The organism is Aquisalimonas sp. 2447 (assembly GCF_012044895.1).
Classification (GTDB): domain Bacteria; phylum Pseudomonadota; class Gammaproteobacteria; order Nitrococcales; family Aquisalimonadaceae; genus Aquisalimonas.
This window is the reverse complement of the sequence record NZ_CP050695.1, coordinates 923,904-937,621: the sequence shown is the minus strand read 5'-3', so window position 1 is coordinate 937,621 and position 13,718 is coordinate 923,904. Positions and strand designations below refer to the sequence as shown.

At 64.6% G+C, this 13,718-nt stretch carries 13 protein-coding genes and 1 pseudogene; 12 read left to right on the top strand and 2 right to left on the bottom strand.

Going from position 1 to position 13,718, the window contains the following annotated elements:
• Window positions 1-43 precede the first annotated feature (43 nt).
• The 9 genes from KU884_RS04295 to KU884_RS04260 all read left to right on the top strand — a co-directional run bounded on the left by KU884_RS04295 (window position 44) and on the right by KU884_RS04260 (window position 9,822).
• Window positions 44-1,390, top strand: coding sequence for an STY4528 family pathogenicity island replication protein (locus KU884_RS04295; protein ID WP_167781459.1), 1,347 nt, complete (start codon window positions 44-46; stop codon window positions 1,388-1,390).
• Between the two features lie 115 nt (window positions 1,391-1,505).
• The gene (locus KU884_RS04290) at window positions 1,506-2,960 is read left to right on the top strand and encodes a PFL_4669 family integrating conjugative element protein (protein WP_167781458.1); all 1,455 of its coding nucleotides are present in this window, start codon (window positions 1,506-1,508) and stop codon (window positions 2,958-2,960) included.
• A gap of 251 nt (window positions 2,961-3,211) precedes the next feature.
• The gene (locus KU884_RS04285; protein WP_167781457.1) at window positions 3,212-4,261 is read left to right on the top strand and encodes a helix-turn-helix domain-containing protein; all 1,050 of its coding nucleotides are present in this window, start codon (window positions 3,212-3,214) and stop codon (window positions 4,259-4,261) included.
• Window positions 4,262-4,271: 10 nt separating this feature from the next.
• Window positions 4,272-4,388, top strand: coding sequence for a PIN domain-containing protein (locus KU884_RS19150; RefSeq protein WP_167781456.1), 117 nt, complete (start codon window positions 4,272-4,274; stop codon window positions 4,386-4,388).
• A 195-nt stretch (window positions 4,389-4,583) separates the two neighbouring features.
• On the top strand, window positions 4,584-6,119 hold the full coding sequence (istA, locus tag KU884_RS04280) for an IS21 family transposase (protein ID WP_167781455.1): 1,536 nt from the start codon (window positions 4,584-4,586) through the stop codon (window positions 6,117-6,119).
• 23 nt (window positions 6,120-6,142) lie between these two features.
• Window positions 6,143-6,892 carry an IS21-like element helper ATPase IstB gene (gene istB, locus KU884_RS04275; RefSeq protein WP_167781454.1) on the top strand — a complete coding sequence of 250 codons (750 nt, stop codon included), beginning with the start codon at window positions 6,143-6,145 and terminating at the stop codon, window positions 6,890-6,892.
• A complete protein-coding gene (locus tag KU884_RS04270) occupies window positions 6,889-7,221 on the top strand; it encodes a hypothetical protein (protein ID WP_167781453.1) in 333 nt (110 codons plus the stop codon). The genes istB and KU884_RS04270 overlap by 4 nt, the downstream gene beginning before the upstream one ends.
• Before the next feature lie 300 nt (window positions 7,222-7,521).
• A complete protein-coding gene (locus KU884_RS04265; protein ID WP_167781452.1) occupies window positions 7,522-8,772 on the top strand; it encodes a helix-hairpin-helix domain-containing protein in 1,251 nt (416 codons plus the stop codon).
• A 54-nt stretch (window positions 8,773-8,826) separates the two neighbouring features.
• Window positions 8,827-9,822: a YafY family protein gene (locus tag KU884_RS04260; RefSeq protein WP_167781451.1), complete on the top strand. Its 996-nt coding sequence runs from the start codon at window positions 8,827-8,829 to the stop codon at window positions 9,820-9,822.
• Here KU884_RS04260 and KU884_RS04255 read toward each other — a convergent pair.
• Window positions 9,755-10,123 carry a hypothetical protein gene (locus KU884_RS04255; RefSeq protein WP_167781450.1) on the bottom strand — a complete coding sequence of 123 codons (369 nt, stop codon included), beginning with the start codon at window positions 10,121-10,123 and terminating at the stop codon, window positions 9,755-9,757. The genes KU884_RS04260 and KU884_RS04255 overlap by 68 nt on opposite strands.
• A 140-nt stretch (window positions 10,124-10,263) precedes the next feature.
• Between KU884_RS04255 and KU884_RS04250 the strand changes: the two genes are divergently transcribed.
• Both KU884_RS04250 and KU884_RS18875 read left to right on the top strand, forming a co-directional pair.
• The gene (locus KU884_RS04250; RefSeq protein ID WP_167781449.1) at window positions 10,264-11,040 is read left to right on the top strand and encodes an ADP-ribosylglycohydrolase family protein; all 777 of its coding nucleotides are present in this window, start codon (window positions 10,264-10,266) and stop codon (window positions 11,038-11,040) included.
• A gap of 17 nt (window positions 11,041-11,057) precedes the next feature.
• Window positions 11,058-11,627, top strand: a complete 570-nt coding sequence (locus tag KU884_RS18875) for a protein-tyrosine phosphatase family protein (protein WP_254432168.1) — start codon at window positions 11,058-11,060, stop codon at window positions 11,625-11,627.
• Window positions 11,628-11,778: 151 nt separating this feature from the next.
• Here the strand turns inward: KU884_RS18875 and KU884_RS04245 are convergent.
• Window positions 11,779-12,630, bottom strand: a pseudogene (locus KU884_RS04245) (integron integrase); the annotation flags it as partial.
• A 278-nt stretch (window positions 12,631-12,908) separates the two neighbouring features.
• Here KU884_RS04245 and KU884_RS04240 point away from each other — a divergent pair.
• Window positions 12,909-13,682, top strand: a complete 774-nt coding sequence (locus KU884_RS04240; protein WP_167781447.1) for a hypothetical protein — start codon at window positions 12,909-12,911, stop codon at window positions 13,680-13,682.
• Window positions 13,683-13,718 lie beyond the last annotated feature (36 nt).

Below are 13,718 nucleotides of genomic sequence, written 5' to 3'. Positions count from 1 at the left end.
CGAATCACCCTCCTCCGCCCGTGGCACGAACTTTCAGGGAGCAATGGCCGAAGCGGCGCGTCAGCTGTGCGAGATACCGACCTCTGCGGAGACAGCCGTCAGCGAAGGCGGCGCCGTCCTCTATGCCGGCAACTGGCAGGACACACATCCCCGACGCCTGCTGTACGACCCGGCCCTTGAGGCCAGGGACAAGATCGCCTGGATGGTCATCAAGGCACACAGCGACCCACGGACACCGGCTGCCTTCCCGTCGTACGACGACTTCGCTGCCGCCGGCGTCGGCAGCAAGCCAACCATCGCCGCTTCCATCGCCCTGCTCCGTGTCACGCGCTGGATCTCGCTATGCCGCCAGGTACGCGACGAGAAGGGACGGTATCGCGGCAACATCTACGCGCTCCACGACGAACCGGTCTGCCTCGCCGAGGCCATGGAACTCGACGAGGGGTACGTGGGCTTCGTCCGGGAGATGTGCAACCACTATCACTCCCGCGTGCGGATGGTTGCCGAAGCAGTCCTCGCCACCATCCAGGCCGGTCTGATGGACGGCACTGAACCCGTGGAGGCGCAGGACATCACGACCCGATTCGAACTCCGGCTCTCCGCCCACCAGGCGAACTCGGACGCTTTCGCGACCGGCGCCTTCGGCGACGCACTCCGTGCACACCACGGACCACGCGAACCGAACCGGAATGAGGCTGCAGGAAAGGCCGAAACGACTCGCACCCAGGTTCACCAGATTAACCCGGACACCCGGGTTAACGAGCTTAACTCGGGCAACGAGCACCGGGTTAAGCAACTTAACCCGGATGACAGCCCCGAAAAATCAACAACTTCCACCCATGTTAAGCAACTTAACCGCTCACGCGCGCGCACGGGTAGTAGTGGTAGTAGTAGTAGTAACAACACAACAACTACAGGGGGGTCTGGGGGGAGTGGCACTGCCGAGGAACCACAGGCGCCCCTGGAGTACCCGCGGCAACTCACCAAGGATCAGCGTGAACTGGCCCACCTCTGCCTCGGTGAGCTCGAGCCAGGAATGGCCCAGCAGGTTCTCGATGAGCTTGCCGGATGCCTGGAGGACAGAGAGCGCGCTCCGATTCGCAACCCCATCCGCTACCTGTCGAAACTCGCACGAGCGGCCCGCAGCGGCACATTCGTTCCCACTTACTCGCAGCAACGTCGGTCTGCTTCGCCGCCGAGCACAGGCCCGGAATCTCCCCCGCCCCCAGCCAGGCGGAGCCAGCCTGTGAATGAACAGGATCGGCTCAGCCGCCGACGCGGCGCCGAGGAACTCGCGCAACTGCTCCAGGCCGCCGGCAAGCCTATCCCGCCGGAGTTGGGCGCACAGCTCGAACGGGATGACCCAGCGAGTACCGGAGGGCAATCGTGAACCGCGATGGAAGTAATGTCGGTAGACGAGGAAAGTGCGGCGCCCCCGGGAAACCTTTCCCGGCTCGACACTCGTCCGGCGCCAGCAGTCTGAAGGAGATGAACGGAGGTCAGTCATGACAGCGATCCGACAACGCAATGGAACCCCGTACCCCACGCTCGACCAGGCCGAGGCGGTTCGTGATGCACTCGGCCAATACACCGGTCATACCTTCGAGGCCATGCAGGAGACCGACGGTTACGTTGTCAGACGGCGCGGTACCGATACCACCGCCGGCACCGCCGGAGTGGCCACCCACTGTGAGACAGACGAGGGGTCGCCGATTGTCCTGCGGCCAGCCGTGCGCGGCCACGTGGGTTTGCTTACCTGGTGGCTCACGGGCCTCGCTCTGTTGTTCGCCACACCGGCACTGGTCGACACACTCGTCGGGCTTCCCGCGGCTTTGGGCGCGACGGCCGCCCAACCGGTGACGGTGCCGATCGCCGGCGCCATGAGCGCCGCACAGGTCGCCCTGGCCACGGTAGCGGCGCTGATCCTGGCCATCGCGTCCGTTCGCTTGATTGTCGCGATTTTCTACTACCGCTACGAGCTCGGCGCGGAGGCCATCTGCGTTCAGGAGGGCATCCTCGCCCGCCGAGTGCGCCAGATGTATTACCGCAATGCCCGAATTCCCACCCTGGACGCAGGGCCTGCTGGAGCGCGTTCTCGGGATAGGAACCGTTGCAGTCTCGTCCGCCGGCGGCGGAGAGACTGGCGAGGTCCGGCTCGCGGGCATCCGCCAACCAACCAGCGTAAAGGCAACCATCCAGGAACGCATCGAACGGGCAAACCCGTGGAGGAGGCGGCCATGACTGAGGCCCAAGCCGAGAAGTCCGACAACGTGATTGCGACCTGGTCCGCAGCCCAAGAACAACCCGGTGGCCTGCGCGGGCGCGCTCGGATGACCATACAAACCCGCCAGGCGCAACGCGTGATGCGTGGCCGCACCCGTCGGGAAGGCGAAGGCAAGCCCGAGATCATCGGCCTCGCGCGGTTCGCCACACTCATGCGCTGGGCCTGGCGCGCCGCAGAAAGGGATGACCCCTGGGCGGACTGGCTGCTGCTACGGGCCTACCACGCCATCAACGAAAACCGGGAGACTCTTGCCGTCCTGCGACAGCAGGCGGAGGCGCGTCTGGAGGTAATGCCGAACGTCGAGATCGACGTCGCAGAGAGCCTGGAGCCGATCCAGATCCCTCTCGACTTCTCGACCCCCTACGGCTACATGGGCGCCTACCTGGTCGGCGAATTCGACAACTACGCTCGCGCCCTGCTGACGGCTCGCCATGTGGGACTGATCACGAAAGCCTCAGCCGAGCGCGACCTGCACAAGGGCGGTCACCTCGTGCGCAGTGTCTTCCACATTCCGGCCGCCTGGCGATTCCGGGGCCTGACCCGGGCCAGCGTGCGTAGTAAAGCGGAGAAGGCAGCTGAAGTAGCCCGGGCATTAGGCTGGCCTCCCCAGGAGGTACTGGACGGCACGATCCGGTCACCTCTGGCTCCCGAACTTCAGTCACTAACCAGCGACTGACAACGGCAAGGGCAGCCACCCGCCCTTTGGCGACACCGGTACGGTTCGGCCCAGGCTTCCCGAGAAGGACTGTGGTCGGCGTGTCTCGGGCATGACGGAACTCTTCTACCTTTGCTTCCGGCAGATATCGGCCTGCCTCTCCCGCGAGACGAGAGATCCCGCTGTGCAGCCACTACGCTCTGTTCAACGGCGGCCATCTAGTTTTCTTTCAGTAGAAGAATAAGATCATCTTAAACTTCAGGAGCATCTCCATGGTCGCCATCCGCATCTCGCGGGCTCGCAAGGCAGCCGGCATGTCACTCCGTGCCCTCGCCGAACAGACGGGGCTCAGCCTTACCACCCTCAACAAGTTCGAGCACGGGACGCTTACCCCCTCGTCCGAGCAGCTCATCAAGCTGAGCCGCGCCCTTGGCGTGCGGACCGAATACTTGCTTCGACCGGAGCGGGCCGAAGTGGATCTGGAGGAGGTCGAATACCACACGCACTACAAGACTCCCAAGAAAGTCCTGGACCGCATCACCGCGGACGTGCTGGATCAGGCCGAGCGTTGGATGGAGTTGCTGGACTTGTACCCGGAGTTCCCGATCAAACGGTTTGAAGTGCCAGCTTCTGTTCCTCCCCTGATCACGGACTACGAGCAGCTGGAAGGGATCGCCCAGGGCGTTCGACAGGATTGGGGCCTTGGCGAGAAGCCCACCCTGGACCTCTTCGACACGCTTGAGGGTCTAGGACTGCTGGTCATCCTTGTCACTGTGCCGGATGGAACGCGCTTCGATGGTTTAGCCGGAGAGGTCGGGGAGCAACAGGTCCTCGTTGTCTCCAAGTGTGTTCCTGGGGATCGGCAACGTCTGACGCTGGCGCGCGAGCTTGGGCATCGGCTGCTGGCCGGCCGCCTCGCTGCAGACCTTGACGAGGAGACCGCCTGCAACCGGCTGGGCGGCGCATTCCTGCTGCCTCGGCGAGCGGTTCGTGACCGCGTTGGGGATCACCGTACCGCCCTGGAATGGCGCGAGTTGTATCTACTCAAGCACGAGTTCGGGATCAGTATGGCAGCGTGCCTTTCCCGTGCTGCTCAAGCGGGCATTATCGATGGGCGACGCAAGAAGCAGGCGTTTGTCGAACTGCGGAAGCGCGGCTGGCACAAAGAGGAGCCCGGTGACCCTGTGGAGCCTGAACACTCTCTCTTGTTCGAGCATCTGGTCTATCGCGCCCTGGCGGAGGAGTTCATTGGCCAGTCCAAAGCTGCAGAGCTTCTCGGCGTGTCGGCAAGTCAATTCCAGCAAAACCGATCGCTGACGTAGACCGAGACGGATGCCGCTGCTCATCAGTAACGCCAACGTTCTCATCGACATGGAAGTGGGCGAGCCGCTGGAGCGTATGTTTGCCCTGTGCGTATTCCGGCCCATCGTGACCGCTCATTCCGATTGATCGTGACCGCTGTTTCCGGCGCATCGTGACCGGCGATTCCGGCCGGAGCGTGACCGATTTTGGCCCTGGCGCCGGAATCATTGGTCACGGTCCCGGAATCGCTGGTCACGATGCCGGAATCGGCGTGGTGTGCGCTGGTAATTCCCTTTGACTGCAGGCATATAGCTCTCTTTTCACTGTTCCCGGGGAGAGGGCATGCCGGCACCGAGGATTACCATGCGACAACTCAGCGAGATTCTGCGTCTCAAACACCAGGCCGGACTCAGCCACGCCCGCATCGCCGCCGTCCTGGATCTCTCCAAGGGCGTGGTCAACAAGTACGTCAGCCTCGCCCGTGCCAAGGGCGTGGGCTGGCCCCTGCCCGAGGGCATGGACGAGGCCGCGCTGGAGCGGCTGCTGTTCCCCGCCCCAGTGCTGCCCGGGCGGGGGGCGGAGCCGGACCACAACACCATCCATCAGGAGCTCAAGCGCAAGGAGGTGACGCTGCAGTTGCTCTGGGCGGAGTACGCGGCCGCCCACGGGGCGGGGGCGCTTCGCTACAGCCAGTTCTGCGAGCGCTACCGGCGCTGGCGCGCCCTGCAGCGGCGGTCCATGCGCCAGCAGCACCGGGCCGGGGAGAAGCTGTTCATCGACTACTGCGGCCCCACGGTCCCAGTGATCGACCCGGGTACCGGGGAGATCCACCCCGCGGCGATCTTCGTCGCCGTGTGGGGCGCGTCGAGCTACACCTATGCCGAGGCCACACGCACCCAGTCGCTGCCCGACTGGATCGCCTCCCATCAGCGGGCGCTCACGTACTTCGGGGGCTGTCCCATGCTGCTGGTCCCCGACAACCTCAAAGCCGCCGTCACCCGGGCCTCGCGTTACACCCCGGAGGTCAACGACACCTATATGGAGATGGCCCGGCACTACGGGATGGCGGTGCTGCCGGCACGGCCCTACAAGCCCCGGGACAAGGCCAAGGTCGAGGTGGCCGTGCAGGTGGTCGAGCGCTGGATCCTGGCGCGGCTGCGCCACCACACGTTCCACTCCCTGGCCGCGCTCAACGCCGCCATCAAGGATCTGCTCGTCGAACTCAACGAACGCCGCCTCCAGCGCCAGCCCCACAGCCGCCGGGAGCTGTTCGAGCGCCTCGACCGCCCCGCCATGCAGCCCCTGCCCGCAGAGCCCTACGTCTACGCCGAGTGGAAGTACGTCAAACCCGGCATCGACTACCACATCGAGATCGATCGCCGGTTCTACTCCGTCCCCCACGCCCTGGTCGGCCACCGGATCGAGGCGAGGGTCACCGCCACCACGGTGGAGGTCTACCACAAGGGTCAGCGCGTCGCCGTTCACGCCCGCCACGGCACGGGGGCCCACAGCACCCTGGCCGAGCACATGCCCGCCGCCCACCGCAAGCACCAGCAGTGGACCCCGGGGCGGTTCCTCAACTGGGCGCAGGCCATCGGCCCGGCAACACGCCAGGTCATCCGCGCCCAGCTCGAAGGCCGCCCCCATCCCGAGCACGGCTACCGCGCCTGCCTCGGGCTGCTCAACCTCGCTCGCCACTACGGCAACGCCCGCCTGGAGGCCGCATGTGCCAGGGCGGTGCACATCGGCTCGCCGGGCTACCGCAGCATCAAGTCGATCCTCAAAAGCGGCCTCGATCGCGCCACTGTGGAGGCGACCACTGAGACCCAGGCCCTGCCGCTGCACGCCAACGTCCGCGGCCCCGGCTACTACCACTGACCTCGCACCAAGAGACACCGATCATGCTCAACGAACCGACTCTGGAGAAACTCCAGGCGCTGAAGCTCACCGGCATGCGCGAGGCCCTCGAAGACCAGATCGCCCAACCGGCCACGCAGGAGCTCGCCTTCGAGGAACGCCTTGCGCTGCTGCTCGACCGCGAGATCCTCGCCCGTGACAACCGCCGACTGACGCGGCTGCTCAAGGCCGCCCGGCTGCGTATCCCCGGCGCCTGCCTGGAGGACGTCGACTACCGCCACGCCCGCGGGCTGCAGCGCCCGCAGATGGCCCAGCTCGGCTCCTGCCAGTGGATCCACCACAAGCAGAACCTGCTGCTCACCGGCCCCACCGGCACCGGCAAGACCTACCTCGCCTGCGCGCTCGGCAACCAGGCCTGTCGTCAGGGCCTGTCCACGCGCTACGTCCGCCTCCCGCGGCTGCTCGAGGCCATCCACATCGCCCACGCCGACGGCTCCTACCCGCGGCTGATGCAGCAGCTCGCACGCACGGATCTGCTCATCCTTGACGACTGGGCCATCGCGCCGCTGACCGCCAGCCAGCGCCAGGACCTCATGGAGCTCATCGAGGACCGCCACGGCCTGCGATCGACACTCATCGCCAGCCAGCTCCCCGTCGAGCACTGGCACGACTACCTCGGCGAGCCCACGCTCGCCGACGCCATCCTCGACCGGCTGCTGCACAACGCCCACCGCCTGCCCATGAAAGGCGCGTCCATGCGCCAGACCACAACCATCGCGGAGGCCGACCAATGAACACCTGGGAACCCGGCCTGTCGCGCAACACGCGCTTCCATCTGCGCCTTGGTGAACGGCGCACCACCGTCACCCTGGATACACTGCTATCCAGCTACCTCGCCATCCGCCTGGGTCTTGAGCCCGAAACACCCCAGGCGCATCAGGCCGTGCGGCGCTGGCTGCAGCACCGCCTCGATGAGCACAACGACCCCGGCCGCGTTGCCGTTAGCCAGTGGCTCCAGCGCGAGGTCCTCACCGTCGTGGCGGATACAAAACTATCCACCCACTACGCCAACTGGCTCCTCGACGGCACGCCTCCACCACCGGTCGCGCTTGACCCATCGTGACCGATCACGCTCAATGAACACGGCCCAGCGCACACCGCGCCGCGAACCGGTCACGAACAGCGGAATCAGCGGTCACGTTCACCGGAATACGCACCCTGCCCGACGAGTTCCCCACCCCAGATGTCCTATCATCGGGTCCCCATATGCGGCACACGCCACTACCGCTCCTATCTGACGTCGTAACCCGAACTCCGGCAGCATTTCAGAGCAATCATCACCGGTACGATGCGACTACGACACAATCTGTCGGTGAGCGCGGGTCCCATGGCACAGTAGCTGGCAATCAGGGCCGGAGCACCCATGGCATTTCTCAACCTCGGCAAGAAGGACGCCTACGGCAAACAGCGCCGCATCGAGCATCGGGGGCGGTATCTGCGCGCCAGCCGCACCGGCGGTGTCGCCCTGCGCGCCCAGGCCAAGGCGGCCGGCGTGAACGTGACGGCCAACACGTCGCACGGGTTCCGGGTCTCCGGCACACCGGCCAGGAACACCCAGGTAGCGTTCCAGAACGGGCGCTTCATCCTGCGGGGGCGCTACCGCTCCGGGCCGTTTCACTTGAACCTCTCGAAGACTGGCGCAACAGTCTCAACGCGCAACCGCCTGGGCTCATTCAACTGGTTCCGGCCCAACCGCTCCTCGGCCAAGCTCGCCGGCGTCCAGGTCCGCGGCAAGACGGCGGCACAGATCCAGATCGTCTACATGCTCTTCGCCGCGGTCTTGGCCGTGGTGCAGTTGGTCGCAGCCGTCCTCATCGGTGCCGTCCGGCTGGTCCTTGAGGTAGGCGGGTTCGCGTACAGGCTGGTCCTGGCCGCCCCTTATGCCTGGAACAACTGGCAGCGGCGCCGTCGCAACCGCGGTCTCGAGCGGGAGCTACCGGACACGGACCTCGCCTTCCAGCCCCCGATACAGCAGTGGCGTGCCGATGCGCACCTCGCCGGCTGGCTCCTGGCCTACCTGGGCTGGGGGCCTGGGCATGCGGCGACGGAGATCAAGGACGCGTTGCGGCAGCGTCTGTCGACCGACGATGCGGGCTTCCCTGTCCTGGCGCCGACCACTCAGGAACTGGACGACACGACGTCTAGCCTGGAGGCGGCCCGCGGCGGTGCAACGGAAGACCAGCCGGGCTCACACGCCGTCGTCGCCGTCCTCGCCCGGCACCTGCGTGCGCTGCCCGCTGAGGAACTCGCCGAGGTGCTGCTGCAGGCCGATGACCTGGCCCTGCAGGACGGGCCACGCTCCGTGCTGCAGGAAGAGCTGCTCGAGGTCTTTGCCGACTTCGCCGGCGTGCGACTGCAGGAAGTCGAGGCCGAGCCGGAGGCTGCACCGGAACCGGCGGCTCCGGACCAGGGCGCGAGACCTGTCTCCTCCGGTATTGATATCAACACCGCCGGCCTCGAAGAACTCCAGACACTGCCGCATTTGGGGCCGGAGCGCGCCCAGGCGGTGATCGCGCTGCGCCCGGTGCAGGATCTCGGCGCACTCCAGGCAGTCGATGGCATCGGCCCCAAGCGCCTGGAGGATCTCCGCGCCGCCGGGGCGTACTGCTCCTGACCCCATCGATACCCTGTCCACGGACGCCACGACAACAACAGAGCCGGATCACCCATGTCGGACACCCTGCTACGCCAATGGACCATGCTCCGCCACATCCCCAGGCACCCGCGCAAGATCACGGTCAGCACCCTGCACGAGCGCCTGCGCGAGCAGGGCTACCCGACCACCGAGCGCACCATCCAGCGCGATCTCCAGGAACTCTCGGGACAGCTCTTCGGCCTGGCGGTAGATGATCGCTCTCGGCCACATGGCTGGTACTGGGACCGGGATGCCGCGCAGTTCGACATCCCCGGCATGGAGCCGCAAACGGCGCTCGCGTTCAAACTTGCCGAACACTTCGCTGGTCCCCTCATGGCACCGGCTACGCTCCAGGCGCTCTCACCCTACTTCCGCCGCGCCGAGCAGGTGCTTGCGGACACCTCGAGCCCCGTGCGCGCCTGGCCGGACAAGGTCCAGGCCATCACCCGCGGCCAGGCGCTGATCGCGCCCACGGTTGATCCCGAGATGTTTGAAGCCGTCTACGATGCGCTGTTCAACGATCGCCAGTTCCAGGCCCGCTATCACCGCCGCCACGATGGCGCGGTGAAGGACTATGTGGTGAACCCGCTCGGCGTCGTCTTCCGCGACGGCGTGGTCTATCTCGTCTGTACGCTCTACGACTACGACGACGTGCTCCAACTTGCCCTCCACCGGGTGCTCGCCGCCGAGCCCCTGGACACGCCCGTGCATCGTCCAGAGGGCTTCGATCTTGGGCGCTATGTCGATGACGGCGGGCTCAACTTTAAACTCAGCGATACCCCGCTCGCCTTGGAGCTATTACTGGAAGCCGAGACCGCGTTCCATCTGCGTGAGACGCCGTTGAGCCACGATCAAGTCATGGAGGACACCGCGGACCGCCGTGTCCGGCTCACCGCCACTGTGGTGGATACGGCCCAGGTGCGCTGGTGGCTGCTCGGCCTCGGCGATCAGGTGGAGGTGCTCAGCCCGCGGTCTCTGCGGCAGACCATTGCAGCGACGCTGCGACGGGCGGCTGACCGCTACGACTGATACACGTACGACACAACCGAAGCGGACTGCGCCCATCAGGCGAGGCAATCGCCTCGCTCTGGCTGCCACAGGTCTGGCAGGTCTGCGCGGCTGTTGCCTGCAGCCAGGTGATCACCCGGACACAGGCCTTGCGCTGGGCAACGGCCAAACCGGTGACGTCGCAGTGGACCACGAGCTGCCCGGGCCGCTCGCGGATCACCACGCTGCGGGCCTCCCCCAGGGAGGCCGCTCCCGCACGAGCAAGCTCCTGCCAGCCGGGGCTGTGGACCTGGACCGGGTCGAAGGCGATGTCCTCGATCATGGCGCTCACCGTGAATACTGTAATTATATATAGTATTCTGACGAACCACTGAGGACGCAGACAACCCCGAGGGTGTCGCCCTGCGACACGATGCGTCGCAGCGGGATGCCACACTGGACCCCCAGCAACAGGAGAAGGTCATGCTCGGAGCGATTGCCGGCGACATCATCGGATCCATCCACGAGTTCGGCCCGCCGGCGGTGCCGGGGACGCCGCTCATCAAGCCCCACAGCCACTACACCGACGACACGGTACTGACCTCGGCCACCGCCCGCTGTCTGCTCGACGGCGTCGACTACGCGACGGCCTACCGCGACGCCTACCAGGCGAACCGCAACCATTCCTGGGGGCTTCGGTTCATGCAGTGGGGGGATGACCCGGATAGGGGCCCGTACAACAGCTTCGGCAACGGCTCCGCCATGCGGGTGAGCCCCATCGGGTTCTGGACCGGCTCGCTGGAGGACGCACTCCGGGAGGCCGAGCGTTCCGCCGCTGTCACCCATGACCATCCGGAGGGCATCCGCGGTGCGCAGGCGACCGCGCACGCCATCGTGCTCGCCCGCACCGGGGCCACCGGCGAGGCGATCCTGGAGGCAGTGCGCGAGCACCACAGCTACGCCCTGGATGAGTCGATCCCGGTCATCCAGCGCACCTTGCGCCACAACGAGATCTGCCAGGGCACGGTGCCGCCTGCGATCCGTATCGCCTGCGAGGCGACCTCGTTCGAGGAGGTCATGGAGGTGTGCATCGGGCTCGATGCGGACACCGACACCCTGGCGTGCATTGCTGGCGGTATTGCCGAGGCACGCTTCGGGGTCCCGGCGTGGATCCGCGAGGCGGTGATGGAGCGACTCGACCCTCAGCAAGTCCAATTGATTGAGCGGTTCTACCAGGAAGCGGCTGCTCGCGCCGCGTGATCAAGGGAGGGAGCAGTATGTCCACGAACCACCTCGACCAGGGCGTTGCCACCAGCCACTCTTCGCCACTGCGGATTGCTACAGTGGACGCACCCGGCGGTGTCGTCATCGGCATGACGCTGTGCCCTGGCAAGATCGGTCCGGGGAACCGGCATCCCTGGGTGCGTAACCTGGAGCACGATCTCCAGGCTCTGGATGCCTGGGGTACCCGGTGTCTGATCACGCTCATGGAACTCCACGAGTTGATCGACTACCAGGCCCAGGATTTGGGGGAGCGGGCCCGCGCCCGCTACGGTGAGGCCGGCTGGCTGCATCTGCCGATCATGGATTGCAGCACCCCGGATGCTGTCTGGGAGGCGCAGTGGCAAATATGGCGTGACCCGCTCTATGACCGCCTCGACCGGGGCGAGCGCATCGTCATCCACTGCCTGGGCGGGCTCGGGCGCACGGGGCTTGCTGCCTGCCGCATCCTGGTCGAGCGAGGCATGCCGCCTCAGCAGGCCCTGAAAGAGGTTCGTGCCGCACGGCCCGGGGCTGTGGAGACGACCGGGCAGGAGCGCTACGTTCTGGCGTTAACGACATCGTGAAATTGAAGGGCGGGAGTCGACCCGGAGCGGACGGTCGCGCTATGTACATCAATGACCGCTCTCGGCTCGGCAATCGTGTAGCACGAGGTTCAGAAAGGGGGCTGCCGACGCCTGCGAACGCCTGACCGACGACATGCGTATAGATCTGTGTCGTCTTGACGTCCTTGTGACGGAGCAACTCCTGGACAGTTCGGATGTCCGTGTCCCGCTTGAGGAGTTCCGTTGCGAAGCTATGCCGAAAGGTATGGCACCCGGCTGGCTTCGAACATCCAGAGAGTTTCACGGCCTTGCTAACCGCCTTCTGCACGGCGCTGACGTGGACGTGATGACGAACGATGTTGCCCCACTGGTCTTGGCACAGCGCGTCCGAGGGGAAAAGCCACTTCCACTGCACCGACCTGCCGGCGTTGGGATACTTTCGCATCAACGCGTCCGGGAGGCTCACGGGCACCGAATCCCTATCGGCCTCACACGGATGACGCGCACGAATCCCGGAAACACGGGTTCGCAATGGTTCGACCAACGTTGCTGGTAATAGCGTCGTCCGATCCTTGCCACCCTTGCCATTGCGCACCGTGATCATGCGCTGATCAAAGTCGAGGTCCTTCACCCGGAGGCGTGCCACCTCGCTCACCCGGAGGCCTGCACCGCACATCAGGGACGCCATGAGATCGTAGGGAGCCTGGAGTTGCCCAATCACGGCCATGGCCTCTCCGTGGCTCAATACGGTTGGTAATCGGCGTGGGCGTTGAGCGCGGACAACGTTACCGATATCGCCAAGCGGACTCTCCAGAACCTTCCCATACAGGAAAACCAAGGCGTTCAACGCCTGGTTCTGTGTCGAGGCGGCAACCCCTCGCTCTACAGCAAGCCAGGTCAAGAACGCCTGTACGTCGGCCTCGCCGAGTTCACGCGGGTGGGACATGTTGTGGAACCGAATGAAATACCGGATCCAGTACCAGTAGGTCTTCTCGGTTCTCGGGCTGTAGCGCCGCGTGCGCATGAACATCCCTAACGACATCCCGCAGTCGAAGCGGGCGCTCCGGCGTGTTCATTGCTTTTGTGGCCTCCGTGCCAACTGTGTGCATATACAGCATGATTACGGCGCGAAAACGCGCCGTCAAGTGATTGGTGGCCCCGCATGACCCTCCTGCGGTAACCTCCCGAAAGAACGAGCAAAAATCGAAGGGCCGAGGCCCGTCACGGTGGATATGTCGCCTTCACGGTGATCGAATCATCGTGACGGCGATCCATTCACTGTTAGACAAATTGGGAGGGGCAGTGAAGGTTACGTTTGATTCCAATGTGTGGCGGATCGTCTCGTCGCCCGATTCCTTTCCAAACGAAAGCGCGATCGCTGAGTTCCGTCGGATCCATGACGCGATAGCTCAAGGAACTATTGAGGCGTATCTTGCCGAAACGGTGTTTACGCTGGAAGCTGTTAAGAAATCTGGGCGACACCAGTTTCTGGCCGAGTACAAAGCTAAGGTCAACTTTGAAGAAAAAGAGCAACCAGACGGTTCGCTAGCCTTTTCGATAGGTATCGGCCCTGATCCAAATGCCCATCCCGGCAATAATCATTACCTTTCGAAGCATTGGGCAGATGCTGAAAAGATCGGATTCAAGATTCTTCACTGCACGAGGTTAGCAACGGCCAAGAATCCGGACCTTAAATCCGAGTGGTTTATCCCTGTGACCCACGATATTGCCGAACGGTTCGGGACAATCGGAAGGGATATCGAAGCGCAGGATTGCGGGATTAGCCAATTGAAAGCAATCGGACAGGAGTACGCCTCTTCCCATGAGCCATGGCACGCTGGTATCTCGGCGGCCCCCGACTCAGAAGAGGGTCCCATAGCGAAAGCCGTCGCTGAGTGGGCGGATGGTGATGCCATATCTGCACATTATGCGTATGGCAATGATTATGTGTGTACGCGAGATATCGCCAAAGCTGCTGGCAATAACTCTGTGTTCTCGGCCGCGAACAGAACCTGGCTGGAACAGCGATATGGCGTCCAGTTCCTTACACCAGAGGAGTTGGCAAGACTTGTCTAACAACAGCGTCACCTCGGACGCCCAACTCCGCTGCGT